Source organism: Streptococcus sanguinis (assembly GCF_019928825.1).
Taxonomy (GTDB): domain Bacteria; phylum Bacillota; class Bacilli; order Lactobacillales; family Streptococcaceae; genus Streptococcus; species Streptococcus sanguinis_L.
The window spans coordinates 109,720-131,051 of record NZ_JAHZOP010000002.1 but is presented as its reverse complement, the minus strand read 5'-3'; the positions used below and the strand labels follow the sequence as shown (position 1 = coordinate 131,051).

Genomic DNA, 21,332 nt, shown 5'->3' with positions numbered 1-21,332 from the left:
ACAGAAAGCTAGAGGCTTTTTTATGTGCGAAGATTAGTTCTTTCGATGCTTGTCAAAGTATTTCTTTGTTTCACTGATGACAATAGGAGAAAGTACTAGAAGAGCGATTAAGTTTGGCAAGGCCATGAGGGCGTTGACAATATCTGCAATAATCCAGACCGCCTCTAGACCCACAAAGCCACCGAGTACAATCATCAGGACAAATAGCAAGCGATAAACGCGGATATAGCGCACCCCAAAGAGAAATTCAAAACAGCGCTCACCATAGTAGTTCCAGCCCAAGATAGTCGTAAAGGCAAAGAGAACCAGAAAGACCGAAAGTAGGACCGGACCAAAATTAGCAAAAACACTCGCAAAGGCTGCCTGAGTCAGGGACACACCATTAAGATTGCCATCCCAAACTCCTGTAATTAAAATCGTCAAGCCTGTCAGACTACAAATAATCAGGGTGTCGATGAAGGTTCCGGTCATAGAAATCAAGCCCTGTTCTACCGGTTCCTTGGTCCGAGCTGCCGCCGCTGCAATGGGGGCTGATCCTAAACCAGATTCATTGGAGAAAACTCCACGCGCGACCCCGTTTTGAATGGCCATCTGGATGGTCGCACCGGCAAAGCCACCGACAGCAGCTGTCTGACTAAAGGCTGAACTAAAGACCAGCTGAAGAGTCGGCAGCAATCGGTCCAGATTGACTACCAAGACCGTCACCGTCCCCAAGATATAAATCGCTGCCATAAAGGGCACAACCTTGGTCGATACTCGAGCAATAGACTGGATGCCGCTGAAAATAACCAGAGCTACTAAAATAGCCAAGATAGAGGCTGTCACAGCTGGAGGCAGCTGAATGGTATTCTGCATGGCCTCTGTAATGGAATTGACCTGCGTAAAGGTCCCAATCCCCAAAAGAGCCACCAAGATACCAGCTAGGGCAAAAAAGATGGCCAGCGGGCGCCACTTCTCCCCCATTCCTAATAGGATATAGTGCATAGGACCGCCCGCCATGGCTCCGTGAGCATCCTTACGGCGGTACTTGATAGCCAAGAGACCTTCGGCATACTTGGTCGCCATCCCAAAGAAAGCAGCTACCCACATCCAGAAGAGGGCACCCGGTCCACCGGTTTTAATGGCTGTTGCCACTCCGATGATATTTCCCGTTCCCACCGTCGCGGCTAGAGCCGTACAAAGAGCCGCAAAGCTAGAGACATCGCCCTGATGCTCCTCGTCTGATACAAAAATTAGCCGAAAGGCACGCGGAAGCCGAAAAATCTGTAGCAAGCCCAGACGCAGACTGAGATAGATACCGGTACCAACCAGCAAAATGAGGAGGGGCGGACCCCAAACCAAAGAATCCAGACGATTCAATATTTCCAACATGATATAAGCTCCTTTTCACACCGAGAAAAAGAAAGAGCACATGCAAAACATGTACTCTGGATGTGCTGGAGTAGGGAAAGCCCTGCCTCTTCGCTCTGTCCTTTTACCTGAGAGTTTGAGCGGTTCTAAACCGCCTTGCCCCTTCGGTGCCATTCATGGTCTCTCCAGAGTTCCGTCCATTTCACAGTCAGAGGTGCCTGCCTCTTTCTGAAAAACTTCGTTCGGTGTTGATTATTAATTTTCTATTATTCTAAAAGAACATTCGCCTTTTGTCAATATTTTATGAAAATTTTTGAGCATGTAAACGTTTTTTGATACAAAAAAGAAGCCCAGAGGCTTCTTGCTTAGCTTAATTCCGCGATAATAGCCTTGAGCTGGTCTTTGGTGTGAACACCTGCGACTTGCTTCACGACTTGACCGTCTTTCTTGAACAGAAGGGTCGGAATGGACATAATGCCAAATTCACGGGCAGTATTTGGATTTTCATCCACATCCATTTTAAGGATTTTCAATTCATCCTCATGGACTTCTCCTGCCAACTGCTCCAGAATAGGCGCTTGCATGCGGCACGGACCGCACCAAGTTGCCCAAAAGTCAATCAGAACCAATCCCTCTTTTGTTTCTTCTGCGAATGTTGCATCTGTAACTGCTGCTACCATAAATCTTCTCCTTTTATTGCTTACTTTTGATAACATTTTACACCAAAAACATCAGAAAGAAAAATATTTGCTACGGGTAGCACCTCAGTCACTTAGTGAGAAATGGTTGGTCATGAGATTGCTGGCATCCAAGAGAACCTTCTCCAAGAGCTGGTCTGTCGCTTCTTGCACCTTGTCGCTCATGGCTTGATTTTCAGCTTCAAAGTCCACTGCCTCGCCCTTGGCCAGAGCTCGGTCTACCCGACCAATCATTTCATGTCCCCAAGCCATAGTCTGCTCTTGGTAATCATCCAAATCACTGACATGACTGCTAAAATGAGCATCAGCCAGACCAGCAATCAAGCGATTGGCCCAGTAGAAGGAATCTGTCGAAACCTTGTCCGTCGTATTGGCAAAGTAATCTGGCGTTGTTGAGACTTGAGTAAAGAAAGGAACAGCTGTATTGTAGGGCATGGAGCCATAAGATAGCCACTGGATACCCGTCGTTGCCTGCGGTTGATTAGGGCGCAGCTGCAAGATAGCTGTCTGACTGGTCCGATTGATGCCAATAGTCCGGAAGGCCCGTCTGCTGTGGCGGTCGCCCTCTGCTCCGTAAGGATCATAAGGCGAATCCTGATAGTGACTGCTCAGGACATACTTGACATCTTCAATGGTAATCTTGCGATAAGGCTTGCGGCACCAAGGAATGAAGAAACTCCTTGGATCTTGTTCCACTTCTGGATTGAGAAAACGCTGGATGTCCCAAGCACGCGGTGTATTGTAATGACGGTCCTTATCCTTCTGGCTGCCAAAAGCATAGCGGGGATTGAAGCCCTTGTCCGAGTAATTCAGATTGAGATAGTTTTCCTTGATAAAGTTTTTGAGATTTGGATGACAGAGGAAGTGATCAGGATTGTCAAATTCAAAATAATCACTGCCCAGCTGATTGGGGTTGGTCACGTAGGCATCATCTGGCACGCGCCGCGCCATCCAATGGTGGCCGCCAATGGTCTCCAGCCACCAGATCTCATTAACATCTGAAATAGCAATCCCATTAGACTCATAAGTACCGTATTCTTCTAAGATTTTCCCTAGACGAAGAACTCCTTCTCGTGCCGTCTTGATATAGGGGAGAACCAGCGTAAGGATATCTTCCTCGCTGATACCTGACTCTACCAAAGGATCAGCTCCCAGCACGCGGCTATTAGTCGTAATCGTTTCCGTTGCGCTGACAGCAACATTGTAGCTGTTAATTCCAGCTGCTCCCCAAATCCCGTCCTTAGGAACTGCATCTGGTACTGCCGTATAGCGGACTGGATTGTCCGGCAAATCCATCTCAAAAGATGTCAAAACTGATTGATAATGGCGGGGCTGGTCTTGTGGCTCCACTACGACAAATTTCTTGGGCGTAAAAACCCCATTTTGTGAATCCTCTGTACGAGCGACAATGGTTGAACCGTCGTAACTGGCCTTCTTGCCTACCAAAATAGTCGTGCAGGAATCTGATGCATGCTTTATTCTCATTATTTTCCCTCCGAAACACTTTATGCTGCTTCCATTATAGCAAAAAGCAGGCCCTCATAAAAGAACCTGCTGTGATCTCTTCGCTGAAACTTCCAATGCCTTATTCGATTTTCAAGACATAGGTATGTTCTTTGTAAAGTTCATCAATCTCAAAATGCTCCAAATCTTCTTTCCTTGAGACAATATAATGCCCTTCTCTTTGATAATAGCCTAAAGAATTTCCCGACTTATCTGTCAGACAGATTGTCTGCTGCTTCCTATCAACACTGAAAGAAAACGGTGTTTGATCTTTGGGGCGTCCTACAACCAAGTAGTCTTGGCAAATCAGCTTGCCGCCCCACTTCTGATAGAGGTGATTTGCCTGCTCTCCGTCTCGGGTAAAGATGATCAAGGCCTCAACTTTCTTTTCATGCAGCTGCTCCCAAGCAGTTTGAAAGAGTTGACTGGCTATACCTTGATTCTGAAAATCAGGATGGACAGCCAGATTAGCGAAGTAAGCTATCTTTTCTCCCGGATAATATGGATAAGCATGGCTTGCTTCTTCGGTGTAAATCCCAATATCTAGAAGCCCTACAACCTGATTATCTTCCACTGCTATGAGCTCAACTGAATCTTGGTAAGGTTCTTCAGTAAAAGCATCCTTGCTGCGGCTCATATCATCAAAGAAAGGCGAAAAGAGATAGCTCAAAGCTTTTGTATAAACCCAACTTTTCTCATAAGTCGAGTCATAGGTTTGTATTTTCATTTCTGGCCTCTTACTTAAATATCACAATCGTCGCACCGCTGCCGCCAGCATTTTGCGGAGCATAGCCGAAGGACTTAACGTGCTTGTTGCGGCGGAGATATTTGGTCACCCCTTCACGGATGACTCCGGTCCCAATACCGTGGATAATATCCACCTGAGCCATGTTATTGAGGAGGGCCTGATCGATAAAGGCATCGAGCTCTTCCATGGCCTCTTCGTAGCGTTTGCCGCGCAGGTCCAGCCTGGCTTTGGGTCCAGCAGTATTAGCCCGCTTGACCACATTGACCTGCTTACGCTGAGGCTGCTGCTCCTTTTCAGCCTTGAGTAAGTTGAATTCCTGCTCTTCCAGAGTCATCTTAATCAGACCGACCTGGGCTTCCCAGCGACCGTCCTTGAGCTGCTTGACCAAGGTTCCCCGCTGACCATAGCTGGTGACTAGGATATCATCTCCCACCTTGGGCGCCCGATTTTTCTTGGCTTGTTTGAGCACCTTATTCTTTGATAAATCAACCGTTTCTGGTGCCAGCTTTTTAAGCTGAGCCTTGGCCTCGATAATCTCATGCGGCTTGAGACTGGATTTATCATGGAGATTTTTGAGAATGCTCTCACTCTCTGACAAAGCCAAATCAACGATTTCCCGGGCTTCCAATCGCGCCTTATTGAGCTCGGTTTCCTTTTCGCGGTTGAACTCATTGTAAAGTTTTTTGAGGGCTCGATTAAATTTGAGATTTTCCTGCTCGACTTCGCGGATATTATCCAAGCGCTTGCGGCTTTCTAGAGTCTGCTCCTCTAGACGTTCAATGATCCGATTGACATCACTGTCTGTGTCAGTCTGCTCTTGGGCATGGCCAACGATAACTTCTGCCAAGCCCAAACGTCGAGCAATTTCAAAGGCATTGGAGCGTCCAGGGACTCCCTGCATAAAGCGATAGGTCGGCCTTAAACTATCTGTATCAAATTCCATGCTGGCATTCTCTACCCAGTCCATCTCAATCCCATAGGCTTTGAGCTCAGGATAGTGGGTCGTTGCCATGGTTTTAATCTGCCTTAGCCGCAAATCTTCCAAGATAGCAATAGCCAGAGCGGCACCCTCTTGCGGGTCAGTCCCAGCTCCTAGCTCATCCAGCAGAACCAGACTCTCGCTATCAACCTGATCTAAAATAGAGACGATATTGGTCATGTGACTGGAGAAAGTCGACAGGCTCTGCTCAATGGACTGCTCATCACCAATGTCTGCAAAAATCTGACTGAAAATCCCGACGCGGCTCCCCTTGTCCGCCAAAATCGGCAGACCTGACTGGGCCATGATCTGAGCTAAGCCCAAGGTCTTCAGCATGATGGTCTTCCCACCCGTATTAGGCCCGGTAATGACAATCTCTGTCAAGTCTGGTCCAAAATGCAAGTCATTAGCCACTGCATTTTCAATCAGGGGATGGCGGACACTGAGCAGTTGGATATCCTGCTCTTCCGACAGGTCTGGCACCACCGCTCCCGTCTCCTGCATGAAGCGGACCTTGGCACGCACCAGATCCAGATGTCCAATAATCCAAGCATTGTTGGCAGTTTCAGCTGCATGGGGACGGAAGAGGTCCGATAATTCCTGCAAAATCCGCTGAATTTCATAACGTTCGTCCGCCCGACTGCTGGCAATTTCTTCGTTGAGATTGACAACTGCTCTAGGCTCGATATAGACGGTATTGCCGCTGGCAGAAATATCGTGGACCACACCAGAAATGCGGTTACGATAGGTATTTTTCACAGGCAGCACATTGCGGCCATTCCGGCTGGCCACTACCTGATCCGCCAGCATCTCTCCCTTGTTTTTGAGAATCTCCTGCAGAATTTCCCGCACTTCGTTTTCATTTTCTTGAATTTTCCTTCGGATACGGCTCAAACTTTCGCTGGCAAAGCTTTCAATAAAGCCGCCATCATTCACAGCCTGTAGACTTCCTTGCAGCTTAGGGAACACAGCCAGATTCTCAAACAGACGGTCCAGCTTTTCCAAGTGCACATTTTCCAAGTCCTCATAAAAGGACTTGAGCTCCTGAGTCACAGCCAAGACGCGCTTGAGAGCCAAAAATTCCTCAATATTCAAGTCACTATCCAGCTCCAACCGCTTGGTCAAGGCAGTGATATCCTGAGTCGCGGCCAGACTAAAGTGCGGATGCTGCACAAAAATCTGCTGCATATCTGTCATTTCCAGAAAAGCTGAAGCTACCGTCTCCTTCTTACTGGTCGGCAAAAGCAGGCCCAGTTCCAGCTGCCCCTGCTCAGTCAAAAGATAGGGAGCAAAAAGTTCTTTTATCTTCTTAAATTCTAAGGTTTCTAAAATTTTTGTGTTCATAATTTTCTTTTCTAGTAAAAAAGAACCCAGCTAGCAGGCCAACTGAGTCGTCTTTTATCCGATAACTTGATTCACCCAGAGATCTTTGAGGATATTGGATGTGATAGGGGTATACTTGACAATAAAGCGAATCATGAAGCTGCTGTTGAGCCGCTCCTGAACCATCTCCATCGGCACCGTCGCTAAAATAGTCAGGCACATTCCCAAAACAAAAATAGAGATGCAAACAGCGATGGCTCCGCTGGTCACATTGTACCATTTGGTATCCAGCTTATTGGGGTAGGGAATCAGATTGGCAAAAATCCCGAAAAAACGCCCAAGGATGTAGACAGCCGTAAAGATAATGAGATAGGCCAAACCAGCATAAAAAACCTGATCCAACTGAAAAAGCTGGGAGCTAGGGAAAAAGTAGGTCGAAGAGCCTTGAGTCGCACTGGCATAAGGCACCCAAAGGCTGATAAACTTAGCCAAGCTCTTATAAAAAGCTCCAGCCACCAGCATAGAAACCATGGTTGCAGCAGCATAATAGCCCTGCAGAACAATACCACGCGAGTAGCCAATATAAAAGCTCCAGGCCAATATTAGTAAAATAACAATAGAAAACATTATTTCTCCTCTATTTACCTGACTTTTCTCTCAAATCACTGAGCATTTTGTGACGAAAATCTTCTAGTTCTTTTTCCTTGTCGTCAAACTCAATCTCGCGGCTGAGCTGGGTAGATAGGCTATTGACCGCCAGCAAAATCGCCAGGACTTCATCATCTGCCGCAGGCATCTGCTCTTTGATAGCCTTGTATTTTTCCTTTGCTACCCGTTCCACTTCTTCCATAAAGAGATTATCGTGTTCTGTTGTTAGAGTTAAGGTCTTGTTTCCAAATGTAAATTTATATCGATTCAAATTTGCCATAAAATCACCTCATTGTATTATATCAAAAAAGAAGCCCTTTGTCAGTTATAAAAACACTGGGAACTAGACAGGGACTTTCTTTTTCATCGTTTTTGACATAGCAAGCAGCGGTGCTCTCCTACAAAATTTTTGTAAGATTTTTAATCTTATGACTTTCGACTTTTCCTTTTTATGGTACAATAGGGGGTATGGAAAGTATCACCCTCAGTCCCAAACAGCAAGAAATTCAGGCTTTTGTTAAGAAATATCAGAGCCAGCTGGCTCCCAGTAAGAACTCGCATATTCAATATTTCTTCCGGCTGGATCAGGCGACGGTCAGTGTCTTTAGCTCCGGAAAAGTTCTCTTTCAAGGGGCAAAAGCTGCTCACTACGCTGGCTTTTTGGGCCATCAAGCAGACAAGTCCAGTTCTAGTCCTGCTTCTCAGAATTTTGCCCTCATTGGGACAGATGAGGTCGGAAACGGCTCCTACTTTGGAGGTCTAGCCGTCGTAGCTTCTTTCGTCACTCCAGACCAGCACGACTTTCTAAGAAAACTGGGTGTCGGTGATTCTAAAACCTTGAACGATAGCAAGATTCGCCAACTGGCACCTGTCTTGAAAGAAAAGATTGCCCACCAAGCTCTGCTCCTATCGCCAGAGAAGTACAACGAAGTCATCGCTTCTGGCTACAACGCCGTCTCTGTCAAGGTAGCCTTACATAATCAAGCTATTTACCTACTGCTGCAGAAAGTCATCAATCCTGAAAAAATTGTTATCGATGCCTTTACTAGCCAGCAAAACTACAATAAATACCTAAAGCAGGAAAAAAATCATTTTCCAAATCCGGTAAGTCTGATTGAAAAGGCTGAAGGAAAGTTTCTAGCTGTTGCGGTCAGCTCTATTATCGCTCGTGACCTCTTTCTGGAAAATCTAGAAAATCTCAGTCAAGAGTTAGGCTATACCCTGCCTAGCGGAGCCGGAAGCAAGAGCGACCAAGTTGCCAGCCAGATTCTTCAAGCCTACGGAATGGCTGGTCTGCAGCATTCTGCTAAACTCCACTTTAAAAATACTGAAAAAGCACAAAAACTTCTAGAAAGGTAACCTATGAAAAAATCAAATACTGCCGTTGTCATTCTCAAAGAATGGGGGCTCTTTATCATCTTTATCTCTGTCATTATCCTATCACGGCTCTATCTCTGGTCCCCTGTAAAGGTAGATGGCCACTCTATGGACCCTACGCTGGCCAATGGGGAATATCTACTTGTGCTTAAATATCAGTCTATTGACCGATTTGATATCGTTGTCGCCACTGAGACAGATAATGACGGAACGACCAAGGAGATTGTCAAGCGGGTTATCGGTATGCCGGGTGATACTATTCAGTATGAAAATGATACTCTTTACATCAACGGCAAAAAAACAGACGAGCCTTACCTGACGGACTACATCAAAAAATTCAAAGAAGACAAGCTCCAATCCACTTATACTGGGGATGATTATGATGACAATGGTGTGTTTTTCAGAAAACTCGCAGCTCAGGCTCAAGCTTTCACTGTTGATAGTGAAGGCAGCCCTGTCTTCACCATCAAGCTTCTGGATGATGAATACCTACTTCTGGGTGACGACCGGATTGTTTCCAAGGATAGTCGCCAAGTCGGTACCTTCCAAAAAGAACAAATCCAGGGCGAAGCCAAGTTCCGCTTCTGGCCACTGCTGCCTTTTAAGACCTATTAAGCATACCGAACTCAGTTGAACGTCAGCTGAGTTCGTTTTAAAAGAAGAACCTATAAACTATGGAATTTTACTTTTCAGGAACGATCGAACGGATTATTTTTGAAAATCCCAGCAACTTTTTCCGCATACTGCTCTTAGATATTGAGGATACAGATGCCGAGGATTTTGAAGATTTTGAAATCATTGTCACCGGCTCTATGGCAGATGTCATGGAAGGCGAAGACTACACCTTCTGGGGCAGTCTTGTCCAACACCCCAAATATGGCCAACAGCTGAAAATTTCCCGCTATGAGCGAGCAAAACCCAGCAGCAAAGGCCTAGTAAAATACTTCTCCAGTGACCATTTCAAGGGAATCGGGGTCAAGACTGCTCAAAAAATCGTCCAACTCTACGGAGAAGATACTGAGGACACCATTGACAAGATTTTAGCAGAGCCGGAAAAGCTGACCCAGATAAACGGCTTAGCAGCTAAGAACCGCGAGGCCTTTGTCGCCAAGCTCAGACTCAACTACGGAACTGAGATGGTACTAGCCAAGCTGGCAGCCTATGGCATTCCCAATAAGCTATCTTTTCAAATCCAGGATACCTATAAGGAAGAAACGCTGGATATTGTCGAAAAATATCCCTATCAGCTAGTAGAGGATATTCAGGGAATCGGCTTTAAAATTGCTGACCATCTGGCAGAAGAGCTGGGAATCCAAAGTGACGCCCCTGAGCGTTTTCGGGCTGGCCTTGTCCACACCTTGCTGACCCAGTCTATGGAGCGGGGAGATACCTATGTTGAAGCTCGTGATTTACTCGAGCATACCATCGAGCTCTTAGAAAGCTCACGCCAAGTGGAGCTGGACCCTAGTCTAGTCGCTGATGAGCTGGCCAATCTGATTGAGGAAGATAAGGTCCAAAATGTAGAGACCAAGATCTTTGAAAACAGCCTCTTCTTTGCTGAAGAAGGAATAAAAAATAATCTGATCCGACTGCTGGAAAAAGGAGAGCAAGACTGCTTTGACGCAGATAACATTACTGCGGCTATCCAGCATGTGGAGGAGAACTCCGGCATCTCCTATGACAGTATCCAAAAAGAATCCATCCGTCAGGCTATCAATCAGAAGGTCTTTATCCTAACCGGCGGACCGGGAACTGGAAAAACTACCGTTATCAACTGTATCATCGCAGTCTACGCCCAGCTTCGCGGTTTGGATCTGCGAAAGGTCAATGATCTGCCTATTCTGCTAGCAGCTCCCACTGGACGTGCTGCTCGGCGCATGAACGAATTGACTGGTCTTCCTAGCGCCACTATCCACCGCCACTTGGGGATGACTGGAGATGATGATACCAGTCATTTGGATGATTATCTGGATGCTGATTTTATCATTGTGGATGAATTTTCCATGGTGGATACTTGGCTGGCTAATCAGCTCCTCAGCAATATCTCCTCTCAGACCAAACTCTTGATTGTTGGAGATGCGGATCAACTTCCGTCTGTCAGTCCAGGTCAGGTTCTGGCAGACTTGCTGCAGATACCGACTATCCCACAGACCAAGCTGGAAACCATCTATCGGCAGAGCGAAGAGTCTACAATCGTCACACTGGCCAGCCAGATTCAGAAGGGCATTTTACCAGCAGACTTTACAGAGAAAAAAGCGGATCGCTCATATTTTGAAGCTAGAAATGAACATATCCCGCCTATGATTGAGAAAATCGCTAGCGCTGCCATTCGCAACGGTATCCCTGCTCAAGATGTTCAGGTATTGGCACCTATGTATCGGGGGCCAGCCGGCATTGACCAGATTAACAATCTTATGCAAAATCTTATCAATCCTGTCGAGAAAGAGGAACTGACCTTTGAAGCTCCCGACTGTCAGTATCGCCAAGGAGATAGGGTTATCCACTTGGTCAATGATGCCGAAAGCAATGTCTTCAACGGTGACTTAGGCTATATCAGCGATCTGCTGCCTGCTAAGTACACCGACTCCAAGCAGGACGAGCTGACCATTGACTTTGATGGCAATGAACTTGTTTATCAGCGTAGCGAGTGGTATAAGATTCGCCTGGCCTACGCCATGAGCATCCACAAGTCTCAGGGCAGTGAATTTCCCGTGGTCATCTTGCCCATCACCAAGAGCAGTCACCGGATGCTGCAGCGCAACCTCATCTACACTGCTATCACCCGCGCCAAGAGCAAGTTGATCTTACTTGGGGAAAAAGCAGCCTTTGACTATGCTGCAAAAAACACTGGCACCGCCCGTAAAACCTATCTAATCGAGCGCTTTGGTAACTTTCCGCAAGCTGAGAGCAATATCCACAATCCTGTGGATAAAATGAAAGCGCCTGTGGAAAACTGTGTCCTAACTGAGGAAAACTTCCAGAAAATTGACCCTATGATTGGGATAAGAGAAGAAGATATAAAGGGAATTTTTAAGTAATCCTTGACTCCCTTCTTTGCTCTGTGTATAATGCTAAAATGTGGCTATACGACCAGACAAAACAACAATTAACTTTCTTCAAAGGAGATATTAATGAAATACAATAAATATGCCTCTCTAATAAAATGGGTGCTTGTAGGATGCTGTCTCATTTTATTTGGTACCCGTTCATCAACAAGAATTAAGGATATCAGTGTGGAAACCCTGCGAAAAGAAGGAAAAATTCTTTCTGCAAAAATCTCTGACACCTCCTACAGCCAAGCAATACAAATCACTCATATTGATGGACCGGTTGCTGAGTTAAAAGAAGAGCATGACTCAACCTATTTCTACAAAGTATCTTATATAGATAAAAATGGTAGGAAAAGCGATATTGGCCTGCGCAATGATTCTTCAACTAGCCGCTTCGTAGATGAACTAGAAAAAGCGAATACTTTAGGAGGAGAGCCAAAATGGTTGATTGCCTCAGTACACTCAGCTTCAGATATTCCTGATTACGCTAAAATCATGAAATCGTATCTATTTAATGATGAAAATAACCAACAACTGAAATACTACATCACTCTCTCTGATGACAAAGAATTCCAAAAAGGTGGAACAACTTCCTTCACTTTCTTCACCTATATTGCTATATTCTGCATTTTGATCGGGTTCATTCGTTATTACTTAAACCATAAAAGATTGAATGATTTTTTCAAACTCTATCCCGAGTTGAATGAAACGCTGGATCAGATTGAAAACAATGGTGGTTATGTTGACCCAGATATTCGTGTCTTCTTTTACAAGAATCATCTGGTCAGTTACAAATCTAGCTTTAAAACATGTGACATACATGATGCGCTAACAATTTATCATCATAGCTATTCATTCATGATTTCTATCTTTCCCATCATCAGAAAAAATGAGATTCGGATTGTTCTTTCAGATGGCAACGAAGAGAAACTGCCTCTAAGACATCAAAACGTTTCTAAAACAGATCTTGCTTTAACTCGTTTAAAAAATCAAATCCATGACAAATTTCCAAATATTGAATTATAAAGAGGACAGCTTGCTGTCCTCTTTATATTGACTTTCTACAATTGTACTTGGAAAATTCGGTGTACCAATCATCGCTTAGCTTCGTTTTAAGTATGTCAAAGTCTGCTCCATCAGCTCGTCACTAAGGATATCAATGCCAATGGATTCCAGCATAAAGTGGATAAAGCGGAGACGCTCAGCCTGCTTTTCAAAACTTTTCTCTGAAAATCGACCCCCTAATCGGCCTGACCGAGGAAGATATCCACAGTATATTCAGCACATAAATAAAAAGGCTGGGACAGAATTAAATTTTTTAGTTCTGTCCTATCGCCTTTTTTTATGTCTTATTTTTCTGGCTAAAGAGCTGCAGGAGCTCGTCAGTAAAGATATCCAGACCGACCGAGGTCATCATAAACTGCAGAAAGTGGAAGCGTTCCGGCAGTCTTTCGGGCTCACTTTCAAAAACGGTCCCATGCATCCAAAAATTCACCAGCAGCAGAAAAACTTCTGCAGCCTGGTCCGGACACTGGGTCTGAAGGGAGCCATCTGCCATCCCTTTTTTGATAATGTCACTGACCAGAGGGGCGCCTATCCGCAGATTGTCCCGCATCATGGTCAAAATAAAGCCCGCGTCCTTCTCATACTCACCCACAATGCCGTCCGTAGCCCGGGCTGTCTGACTTTCCAGATTAGACTTGAGGATGGTCTGCAGCTGCTCTCTGCCAGTCAGATTTTCCGTAGCCTTGAGCCACTGCTTCATCTCTTCTTCCATCAGCTCCTGCCGGCTCCTAATCACCGCAAAGACAATCTCATCTTTTGACTTGAAATGATGATAGATAGCCCCCTTGGAGATGCCCGCCGTCTGAGCAATATCCTGCATACTGGTCTTTTCGGACCCCTTTTGGATAAAGAGCTGGGTTGCTGTATTTAAAATTTTTTCTCTCATGGCCTGGGATTTGTCTTTTCGCTGCGCCATTCTGTTCCCCTTTGTTTCTAGTATAGCTTTATTCTAACAAAAAAGCCGGAGAAATACAAAATCATAAAAATATCTTTAAGCCTTGTCTTGCTGATCCCTTTGATACCAAAGATAGATACTGTAAGCCGCCATCAAGATATAGCCTAGGAAAAAGAGCGGATTTTCCGTCCCCTTCCCCAGGAAAATGCCTTCACCAATGGTATTGATGGCCCCGTGGAAAAGAACACAGTAAAGGATGGACTGACTGACCTTGTAAAGAGCCGCCAGCCAGAAACGGGCAAGCAGGCAGGCGGCAGTAAAGACTAGAAAAGAAGTCCCTGCCTGACTGCTGCCGGGGGTAAAGAAGAGGGGCAGATGCCAGACAGACCAGATTAACCCAGTTGTTACAGTTGCCAAAGGGAAGGGCAGGATCTTCTCCAGACTTGGCTGCAGGAAGCCCTGCCAGCCAATCTCTTCATTGCCGCCTGTCAGAAAAGTCGTCATGAGAAAAAGCAGAGCAATCCTGAGGGGGCTAAAACCAGGCAGGAGCGGGCTCCAAAAGACTATGGAAAGGGTATAAAGAATTGTCAAAATCAAGAGATGGACCCAAGTCCTTTTTCGGGACGATCCGATAGAAGCCAAGAGCTCCTTGAACGATTTTCCTAAGACCAGTTTGGCTCCAATGGCCGGGCCAAAAACACCAGCGATGGTTAAGACCTGGGAAATAATAGGAATCCTCAGGAAAGCCGAAGCCAGCCAGGCAGACCAGCTAATACCAAAGGTCCAAGCTAAGAAAGGCCAAATATGCTTGGGTTCTGGCCCTACATGTGTTTGTGTTTTCATATGATTACTCCTTTTTCTTTGGCAGAAGAGCGATTGCCAAGATTTTTAGCCTGCATCTTTCTGAACCCCTTTCCGATTGCCCTTCCAATACCACCAGCCGACCAGCAGGGCGGTCATGACCAGATTAGCAGCTTGGAAGCTGAGATACCTTCCACCATTTGTAGCACTGCCGACAATCGTCGCCTGAGCAAAGTTAATGCAGCCGTGAAAGACCATGCAGGCAAAGACAGAGGCCGTCTGCTTGTAGAGAACCGCCTGACAGAAACAGAGCAAGATTCCAAAGGAGAGATAGAAGGGCAAAGAAACCTGACTTTGACTTGTTCCCGGAATCAGCCAGAGGGGCAGATGCCAGGCCACCCAGACCAGAGCCGTGATGACAGTTGCCAGAGGGAAGGAGAATTTTTTCTCCAGAGCCGGCTGCAGGAGGCCCCGCCAGCCAATCTCTTCATTGCCGCCTCCAGCAAAGGTGACAAAGGTCCAGCCCAGGGGAAACATCAGAATGGCATTCAGGGGCGGCAAGGCTGGATTAGCGATAAAAAGGGTCAAAACCCGAACCAGACAGAAGACCAGCATGTAAATCCACCAGCCTTTGGCATGGGAGAAGATAAAGTCCAGCATCTTCTTGGGATGAGAAATTTTGAGGCTGATAAAAGTTCCCAAGGTCGGTCCGAAGCCCCCGATGAAATTGAGAGCAAAGCCCAAAGGCTCAGCCCCGCTGGTCAGCTTCAGGGCGGTTAAAATATACTGAAGCAGCCAGGCTCCCCAGGTAATGCCAAAAGTCCAGGCCAGAAAGGGCAGGATATGCCTTGTCTCTGGCTCTACATGTGTTTGTTTGTTCATACGATAACTCCTTATCAAATGTAGAATAGTGAAAAGTCATCCGAAAACTGGACAAAGGCATCCTTTACTCTCAGTCTTTCAGATGATTGCCTGTTTTGAAACGCAGATTTTTAAAATCCGACCATTCGGTTTGTTTTGTTATAAAAAATAAAGACCTGCGCCAAATAGAAAACGTAGTCTTTTAATCCTTGCCTAAAATAAAAAGCAAAGATAGACTAAATAATGCTAAAAGCTATGTCAGCACCGTTTAGCTACTGCCTGCTGCTTTTAGTTTCTAAGTTGTCCTGACTCTGATGCTTAAGACAGGCCATTTCTCTGCTACTTGCTCCTTTCTTGATTTTGCAATCGCCGGATATGCCAGAGATTGGAAGCAAGGCTCAGACCGCCTACTGCCATAATACCCAGTCCTCGCCATGGGCTAAAGACAGAAGTCAGCAAGCCACCAGCAAGGACAGCATATCCAGCTTTGACTCCCCACTTAGAATAGCGTATGCCATTCTCACCCTGTGACATCTTTTTCAGCTTTTCTGCATGCTGCTGCAAAAACTCTTTCTGACCTTCCCGCTGCCGATCCATCTCCTGATTCAACTTGAGGATGTGATCGCTTGTTTTTTCTACTACAGATTTCTTCATTTCTGCTCCTTTCTTTTTAAAAACCGACCAGACGGTTTTTTATTTTATAAACTCAGTATAACAGACACAGAAAACTTTGTCCAGTATTTTTTCAAAAAAGATTATTTTTAGTCAATGAAAATTATCAGACAACTTAGAAACTCGTCACAAGCAACTCTCTCATACTAAAAACTATATCTAAAAAAGCCCGGTAATGAACCAAGCCTTTATCTTTATTCAAACCCCGTCACTGTCAGTCCTAGCAGACGAATACCTCGTGGTTGTTCTTCCAAGCTATCGTAAATCTCATGAGCCGTTCGCTCGATTTGCTCCTTGTCTTGAGTGGCTAGATTCAAACTTTTCCTTTTAGTCAAGGTGGAGAAATCAGCATAGCGGATTTTCAGAACGATAGTTCGCCCTTTCTTGTCATGCTTAGTCAAGCTATTTTCTACCTTCTGTGCCAGCAGGGTCAGCTCTTTCTTGATGTCCTCCTCACTATAGAGCAGTTTGGCATAGGTCCGCTCCTTCCCGATCGACTTACGAATACGATTGGATTTGACTGGACTATTGCTGATGCCACGCGCTTTACGATAGAGATCAAAACCAAAGCGACCAAACTTATCAATCAAGGTCATTTCTGATATCTTGAGCAGATCTGCACCGGTATAAATACCCATGCCATGTAGTTTTTCAACGCTCTTCTTACCAACTCCATGAAACTTGGCAATATCCATAGGCGCCAGAAAGGCCTCTGCTTCCTCAGGCAGAATAACAGTCAGACCATGAGGCTTCTCATAGTCACTGGCAATCTTGGCCAGAAACTTATTATAAGAAACGCCTGCCGAAGCCGTCAGTTGCAGCTCATTCCAGATATCGTGCTGAATCAGCTTGGCTATTTTGACTGCAGATTTAATCCCAAGCTTGTTTTCCGTTACATCCAGATAAGCCTCGTCAATGCTCATTGGCTCAATCAAATCCGTATATCGTTTGAAAATCTCTCGGATCTGCAAGCCGACTGCTTGATATTTTTCGTAATTCCCCGAGATAAAAATCCCCTGTGGGCAACGCTCATAGGCTTCCTTGGAGCTCATAGCCGAATGAACTCCGAACTTTCTGGCCTCATAATTGCAGGTGGAGACGACACCACGACCACCTGTCAAGCGGGGATCGCTGCCGATGATGACCGGATGCCCCTTTAGCTTAGGATTATCCCGCTCTTCCACCGAAGCGAAAAAAGCGTCCATATCAATGTGGATAATCTTCCGAGATGTATCGTTAATCAGTGGAAAAATCAGCATGTCCTCCTCCTTTCTCCTGCCATCAATCTCAGCTTACAAGCTTTCACAAAGTCAGCCCTTTTACTCAAATAAATCTGAAACAGTTTTTCGTTCTTGTAAAAAGTATTTTAAACGTAAGATTCTTCGTCAGCAATTTTTGTATGACATTTTAATTACTTTTATTATAACTTTTTTACCCATTTTTCCAAAATATTTGAAAAGAGTTATGTTTTTCAAATCTATAGTACACATCCGCGACTTTTTACTTTCTGTATTATAAAAGAAAGTCTTTCTTTCTGCCGAAAATGGTTTGTGAAACCGATTACCGTATGATATACTTTACTTATAAATGTAACAGTTTATGTTGCTAGAATAAAGAGGAAAATCAAATGGTTGTAAAAACAGTTGTTGAAGCTCAAGATATTTTTGACAAAGCTTGGGAAGGCTTCAAAGGTGAAGACTGGAAAGAGAAAGCAAGTGTTTCTCGCTTCGTTCAAGCTAACTACACACCTTATGATGGAGATGAAAGCTTCTTGGCAGGTCCTACTGAGCGCTCACTCCACATCAAGAAAATCGTAGAAGAAACAAAAGCTCACTACGAAGAAACTCGTTTCCCAATGGACACTCGTCCAGCATCTATCGCTGATATTGACGCTGGTTACATTGACAAGGACAACGAACTGATTTACGGTATCCAAAACGACGAACTCTTCAAATTGAACTTCATGCCAAAAGGCGGTATCCGCATGGCTGAAACTACTTTGAAAGAAAATGGATACGAACCAGATCCTGCTGTTCATGAAATCTTTACTAAATATGTTACTACAGTAAATGATGGTATCTTCCGTGCTTACACTTCTAACATCCGCCGTGCTCGTCACGCCCACACTGTAACTGGTCTTCCAGATGCTTACTCACGTGGACGTATCATCGGGGTTTACGCACGTCTTGCTCTTTATGGAGCTGACTACCTCATGGCTGAAAAAGTTCGCGACTGGAATGGTTTGACTGATATTGACGAAGAAACAATCCGTCTGCGCGAAGAAATCAACCTGCAATACCAAGCACTTGGTGAAGTTGTAAAATTGGGTGACCTTTACGGAGTTGACGTTCGCCGTCCTGCCTTCGACGTTAAAGAAGCTATCCAATGGACTAACATCGCCTTCATGGCTGTCTGCCGTGTCATCAACGGTGCTGCTACTTCTCTCGGACGTGTGCCTATCGTTCTTGACATCTATGCTGAACGTGACTTGGCTCGCGGTACTTACACTGAATCAGAAATCCAAGAATTTGTTGATGATTTCGTTATGAAGCTTCGTACAGTGAAGTTTGCTCGTACGAAAGCTTACGACCAACTTTACTCTGGTGACCCAACCTTCATCACTACTTCTATGGCTGGTATGGGTAACGATGGCCGTCACCGTGTTACAAAGATGGACTATCGTTTCCTTAACACACTTGACAACATTGGTAACTCTCCAGAGCCAAACTTGACCGTTCTCTGGACTGATAAACTTCCATACTCATTCCGTCGCTACTGTATGCACATGAGCCACAAGCACTCTTCTATCCAATACGAAGGTGTAACAACAATGGCTAAAGACGGCTACGGTGAAATGAGCTGTATCTCTTGCTGTGTGTCTCCACTTGACCCTGAAAATGAAGAACAACGCCACAACATCCAATACTTTGGTGCTCGTGTAAACGTGCTGAAAGCCCTTCTGACAGGTCTCAACGGTGGTTACGACGATGTTCATAAAGACTACAAGGTATTTGACATCGAGCCTATCCGTGACGAAGTTCTTGAATTCGAATCAGTTAAAGCGAACTTTGAAAAATCTCTGGACTGGTTGACTGACACTTACGTAGATGCCTTGAACATCATCCACTACATGACTGACAAGTACAACTACGAAGCTGTTCAAATGGCCTTCTTGCCAACTTACCAACGCGCTAACATGGGATTCGGTATCTGTGGCTTTGCCAACACTGTTGATACCTTGTCTGCTATCAAGTATGCAACTGTTAAACCAATCCGCGACGAAAATGGCTATATCTACGACTATGAAACAATCGGAGAATACCCACGTTGGGGTGAAGATGATCCTCGCTCTAACGAACTGGCTGAATGGTTGGTAGAAGCTTACACAACTCGTCTGCGCAGCCACAAACTTTACAAGAACGCTGAAGCAACAGTATCACTCTTGACTATCACATCTAACGTTGCTTACTCTAAACAAACTGGTAACTCACCAGTCCATAAAGGAGTGTACCTCAACGAAGATGGTAGCGTGAACTTGTCTAAATTGGAATTCTTCTCACCAGGTGCTAACCCATCTAACAAGGCAAAAGGTGGCTGGTTGCAAAACTTGAACTCTCTTGCTAGCTTGGACTTTAGTTACGCAGCTGACGGTATCTCATTGACAACTCAAGTTTCACCTCGTGCGCTTGGTAAGACACACGACGAACAAGTAGACAACTTGGTTACTATCCTGGATGGCTACTTCGAAAACGGTGGTCAGCACGTTAACTTGAACGTTATGGACTTGAAGGATGTTTACGATAAGATTATGTCTGGTGAAGACGTTATCGTTCGTATCTCAGGTTACTGTGTAAACACTAAGTACTTGACTCCAGAGCAAAAGACTGAATTGACTCAACGTGTCTTCCACGAAGTGCTCTCTATGGACGATGCTTTGAGCTAATAAACGACTAAAGACTTACAAACCATTTGAAAGAAGATTGGAAATCCCAATCTTCTTTTTTGTATTTCAGACTCCAAATGACTGCCAACTTGATGATATTTTTAAGAGGCTTTATGGTATAATGGTTCTATTGCTATACTAGGAAAAGGACTGGGGAAATGACAGAGAAAGGTATCAGGGAAGAAGCCAAAGATTTCAATCTGGCGGTAGATGTCATCATGCTGGCTGGGACACTGCTGCTGCAGAGCGGTTCCGAAACTTATCGGGTGGAAGACACCATGATTCGTATCGCTCATTCGCAAGGGATCATCGACTGCAATGCCTTAGCAATGCCAGTGGCTATTTTCTTTTCGATTGAAAATACAAATGTCTCACGGATGAAGCGTAATCTCAAGACCAACTACAATATCGAGAAGGTCTGTGATGTCAATCAGGTCTCCCGTCAGTTGGTAACAGGAGAAATCAGCCTTCAAGAGGCTTTTGATGAGCTGAATTGCCTCAAAGTTAAGGAGCTGCCCTATAACAACAAGCAACTGATTGCTGCCGCAACGCTCAGTGCTCCCTTCTTCTCCATCATGTTTGGCGGAAACTTCTACGATGCTTTGGGGGCTGCTATTGCCACCTTCTTTGGCTTTGCTTTCTCTTTGTATGTTGACAAATATATCCGCATTCCTTTTGTGACAGCTTTTGCTGGAGCCTTCGTCTTCGGACTACTGGCTCATGTATGGACGCGCTATTCCGGTTTTAACTCCACAGATGATTTGATTATTGCGGGCTCTGTCATGCCTTTTGTGCCCGGCATTGCTCTGACCAACTCTGTGCGTGACATCATGACCAACCATATCAACTCTGGGATGAGCAAGCTCTTTGAATCGCTCCTCATCACTCTTGCTCTCGGTGCAGGTACCTCTGTCGCCCTCCTTATTATGAAATAAGCCTATGACAATCTTGACTTTCTTACTGCAAGCCGTTGCCAGCCTACTGGCCATCATTACTTTTCTAATCGTTCTAAACGTCCAGCGTAGTATGCTGATTCCCGGCGGAGTGCTGGGCATGGCTATTTGGCTGCTCTATCTCCTGCTCAAAGGACCGACCAACGTCATCATAGCAACCTTTGTGGCTGCTATCCTTGGTTCCTGCATCAGCCAAATCCTCAGCATCATCTACAAAACGCCTGCTGTTGTTTTTATTTTGGCTATTCTAGCCCCCTTGGTCCCAGGCTATATTTCCTATCGGACGACTGCTTTCTTTGTCACTGGTGACTATAGCCAGGCCATGATTCACGCCACTCTGGTAGTCATTCTAGCCTTGGTCATCTCAATTGGCATGGCCAGCGGCACTGTCGTACTCAAGCTCTACCACTACTTGAAAAAGCGCCAAACCAAACTCACAGCAAACAAACAGTAGAGCCATCTGCTG

General features: G+C 45.3%; 19 protein-coding genes and 1 riboswitch. Of the genes, 7 read left to right on the top strand and 12 right to left on the bottom strand.

Annotated features, from left to right (window positions below):
- Positions 1-33: 33 nt before the first annotated feature.
- From K1J09_RS04215 to K1J09_RS04185, 7 genes are all read right to left on the bottom strand, one after another.
- Complete coding sequence (locus K1J09_RS04215; protein ID WP_223322992.1) at positions 34-1,371, bottom strand: alanine/glycine:cation symporter family protein; 1,338 nt, start codon at positions 1,369-1,371, stop codon at positions 34-36.
- Between the two features lie 85 nt (positions 1,372-1,456).
- Positions 1,457-1,549, bottom strand: a riboswitch (glycine riboswitch).
- A gap of 166 nt (positions 1,550-1,715) precedes the next feature.
- A complete protein-coding gene (gene trxA, locus K1J09_RS04210; RefSeq protein ID WP_002929164.1) occupies positions 1,716-2,030 on the bottom strand; it encodes a thioredoxin in 315 nt (104 codons plus the stop codon).
- Positions 2,031-2,114: 84 nt separating this feature from the next.
- Positions 2,115-3,533: a C69 family dipeptidase gene (locus K1J09_RS04205; RefSeq protein WP_223322990.1), complete on the bottom strand. Its 1,419-nt coding sequence runs from the start codon at positions 3,531-3,533 to the stop codon at positions 2,115-2,117.
- Positions 3,534-3,633: 100 nt separating this feature from the next.
- Complete coding sequence (locus tag K1J09_RS04200; RefSeq protein WP_125330888.1) at positions 3,634-4,278, bottom strand: GNAT family N-acetyltransferase; 645 nt, start codon at positions 4,276-4,278, stop codon at positions 3,634-3,636.
- Between the two features lie 10 nt (positions 4,279-4,288).
- A complete protein-coding gene (locus K1J09_RS04195) occupies positions 4,289-6,622 on the bottom strand; it encodes an endonuclease MutS2 (protein ID WP_223322988.1) in 2,334 nt (777 codons plus the stop codon).
- 54 nt (positions 6,623-6,676) lie between these two features.
- Positions 6,677-7,228 carry a CvpA family protein gene (locus K1J09_RS04190; RefSeq protein ID WP_002929159.1) on the bottom strand — a complete coding sequence of 184 codons (552 nt, stop codon included), beginning with the start codon at positions 7,226-7,228 and terminating at the stop codon, positions 6,677-6,679.
- 10 nt (positions 7,229-7,238) lie between these two features.
- Complete coding sequence (locus tag K1J09_RS04185) at positions 7,239-7,529, bottom strand: hypothetical protein (RefSeq protein ID WP_002896593.1); 291 nt, start codon at positions 7,527-7,529, stop codon at positions 7,239-7,241.
- 188 nt (positions 7,530-7,717) lie between these two features.
- Between K1J09_RS04185 and rnhC the strand changes: the two genes are divergently transcribed.
- The 4 genes from rnhC to K1J09_RS04165 all read left to right on the top strand — a co-directional run bounded on the left by rnhC (position 7,718) and on the right by K1J09_RS04165 (position 12,702).
- A complete protein-coding gene (gene rnhC / locus K1J09_RS04180) occupies positions 7,718-8,608 on the top strand; it encodes a ribonuclease HIII (RefSeq protein ID WP_223322986.1) in 891 nt (296 codons plus the stop codon).
- A 3-nt stretch (positions 8,609-8,611) separates the two neighbouring features.
- Entirely contained in the window at positions 8,612-9,241 is a 630-nt protein-coding gene (lepB, locus tag K1J09_RS04175; RefSeq protein ID WP_223322984.1) for a signal peptidase I, read from the top strand.
- A 59-nt stretch (positions 9,242-9,300) separates the two neighbouring features.
- Positions 9,301-11,664 carry an SF1B family DNA helicase RecD2 gene (recD2, locus tag K1J09_RS04170; protein ID WP_223322982.1) on the top strand — a complete coding sequence of 788 codons (2,364 nt, stop codon included), beginning with the start codon at positions 9,301-9,303 and terminating at the stop codon, positions 11,662-11,664.
- 93 nt (positions 11,665-11,757) lie between these two features.
- Positions 11,758-12,702 (top strand): hypothetical protein, encoded by a 945-nt coding sequence (locus tag K1J09_RS04165; RefSeq protein ID WP_125377215.1) that lies wholly within the window; start codon positions 11,758-11,760, stop codon positions 12,700-12,702.
- 316 nt (positions 12,703-13,018) lie between these two features.
- Here K1J09_RS04165 and K1J09_RS04160 read toward each other — a convergent pair whose 3' ends face one another.
- From K1J09_RS04160 to dinB, 5 genes are all read right to left on the bottom strand, one after another.
- The gene (locus K1J09_RS04160; protein WP_002901506.1) at positions 13,019-13,657 is read right to left on the bottom strand and encodes a TetR/AcrR family transcriptional regulator; all 639 of its coding nucleotides are present in this window, start codon (positions 13,655-13,657) and stop codon (positions 13,019-13,021) included.
- Between the two features lie 75 nt (positions 13,658-13,732).
- Complete coding sequence (locus K1J09_RS04155) at positions 13,733-14,479, bottom strand: CPBP family intramembrane glutamic endopeptidase (protein ID WP_223322980.1); 747 nt, start codon at positions 14,477-14,479, stop codon at positions 13,733-13,735.
- Positions 14,480-14,524: 45 nt separating this feature from the next.
- Positions 14,525-15,319: a CPBP family intramembrane glutamic endopeptidase gene (locus tag K1J09_RS04150; protein WP_168955922.1), complete on the bottom strand. Its 795-nt coding sequence runs from the start codon at positions 15,317-15,319 to the stop codon at positions 14,525-14,527.
- A gap of 318 nt (positions 15,320-15,637) precedes the next feature.
- Positions 15,638-15,952: a hypothetical protein gene (locus tag K1J09_RS04145; protein WP_223322978.1), complete on the bottom strand. Its 315-nt coding sequence runs from the start codon at positions 15,950-15,952 to the stop codon at positions 15,638-15,640.
- A gap of 212 nt (positions 15,953-16,164) precedes the next feature.
- On the bottom strand, positions 16,165-17,229 hold the full coding sequence (dinB, locus tag K1J09_RS04140; protein WP_002898384.1) for a DNA polymerase IV: 1,065 nt from the start codon (positions 17,227-17,229) through the stop codon (positions 16,165-16,167).
- 368 nt (positions 17,230-17,597) lie between these two features.
- Here dinB and pflB point away from each other — a divergent pair, with 368 nt between their 5' ends.
- The 3 genes from pflB (at position 17,598) to K1J09_RS04125 (ending at position 21,320) form a co-directional block, all read left to right on the top strand.
- A complete protein-coding gene (gene pflB / locus K1J09_RS04135; RefSeq protein WP_002896602.1) occupies positions 17,598-19,913 on the top strand; it encodes a formate C-acetyltransferase in 2,316 nt (771 codons plus the stop codon).
- 158 nt (positions 19,914-20,071) lie between these two features.
- Positions 20,072-20,848, top strand: coding sequence for a threonine/serine exporter family protein (locus tag K1J09_RS04130; RefSeq protein WP_002907316.1), 777 nt, complete (start codon positions 20,072-20,074; stop codon positions 20,846-20,848).
- A gap of 4 nt (positions 20,849-20,852) precedes the next feature.
- On the top strand, positions 20,853-21,320 hold the full coding sequence (locus K1J09_RS04125) for a threonine/serine exporter family protein (protein ID WP_002916038.1): 468 nt from the start codon (positions 20,853-20,855) through the stop codon (positions 21,318-21,320).
- The last annotated feature ends 12 nt before the right edge of the window (positions 21,321-21,332 follow it).

Excerpts from the sequence above, each read along its gene's own strand:
- K1J09_RS04200 (WP_125330888.1), bottom strand. The coding sequence starts at position 4,278 with ATGAAAATACAAACCTATGACTCGACTTATGAGAAAAGTTGGGTTTAT.
- K1J09_RS04130 (WP_002907316.1), top strand. The coding sequence starts at position 20,072 with ATGACAGAGAAAGGTATCAGGGAAGAAGCCAAAGATTTCAATCTGGCG.
- dinB (WP_002898384.1), bottom strand. The coding sequence starts at position 17,229 with ATGCTGATTTTTCCACTGATTAACGATACATCTCGGAAGATTATCCAC.
- K1J09_RS04155 (WP_223322980.1), bottom strand. The coding sequence starts at position 14,479 with ATGAAAACACAAACACATGTAGGGCCAGAACCCAAGCATATTTGGCCT.
- lepB (WP_223322984.1), top strand. The coding sequence starts at position 8,612 with ATGAAAAAATCAAATACTGCCGTTGTCATTCTCAAAGAATGGGGGCTC.
- K1J09_RS04125 (WP_002916038.1), top strand. The coding sequence starts at position 20,853 with ATGACAATCTTGACTTTCTTACTGCAAGCCGTTGCCAGCCTACTGGCC.
- rnhC (WP_223322986.1), top strand. The coding sequence starts at position 7,718 with ATGGAAAGTATCACCCTCAGTCCCAAACAGCAAGAAATTCAGGCTTTT.
- K1J09_RS04145 (WP_223322978.1), bottom strand. The coding sequence starts at position 15,952 with ATGAAGAAATCTGTAGTAGAAAAAACAAGCGATCACATCCTCAAGTTG.
- K1J09_RS04215 (WP_223322992.1), bottom strand. The coding sequence starts at position 1,371 with ATGTTGGAAATATTGAATCGTCTGGATTCTTTGGTTTGGGGTCCGCCC.
- K1J09_RS04195 (WP_223322988.1), bottom strand. The coding sequence starts at position 6,622 with ATGAACACAAAAATTTTAGAAACCTTAGAATTTAAGAAGATAAAAGAA.
- K1J09_RS04160 (WP_002901506.1), bottom strand. The coding sequence starts at position 13,657 with ATGGCGCAGCGAAAAGACAAATCCCAGGCCATGAGAGAAAAAATTTTA.
- K1J09_RS04205 (WP_223322990.1), bottom strand. The coding sequence starts at position 3,533 with ATGAGAATAAAGCATGCATCAGATTCCTGCACGACTATTTTGGTAGGC.
- trxA (WP_002929164.1), bottom strand. The coding sequence starts at position 2,030 with ATGGTAGCAGCAGTTACAGATGCAACATTCGCAGAAGAAACAAAAGAG.
- K1J09_RS04150 (WP_168955922.1), bottom strand. The coding sequence starts at position 15,319 with ATGAACAAACAAACACATGTAGAGCCAGAGACAAGGCATATCCTGCCC.
- recD2 (WP_223322982.1), top strand. The coding sequence starts at position 9,301 with ATGGAATTTTACTTTTCAGGAACGATCGAACGGATTATTTTTGAAAAT.
- pflB (WP_002896602.1), top strand. The coding sequence starts at position 17,598 with ATGGTTGTAAAAACAGTTGTTGAAGCTCAAGATATTTTTGACAAAGCT.
- K1J09_RS04185 (WP_002896593.1), bottom strand. The coding sequence starts at position 7,529 with ATGGCAAATTTGAATCGATATAAATTTACATTTGGAAACAAGACCTTA.
- K1J09_RS04165 (WP_125377215.1), top strand. The coding sequence starts at position 11,758 with ATGAAATACAATAAATATGCCTCTCTAATAAAATGGGTGCTTGTAGGA.
- K1J09_RS04190 (WP_002929159.1), bottom strand. The coding sequence starts at position 7,228 with ATGTTTTCTATTGTTATTTTACTAATATTGGCCTGGAGCTTTTATATT.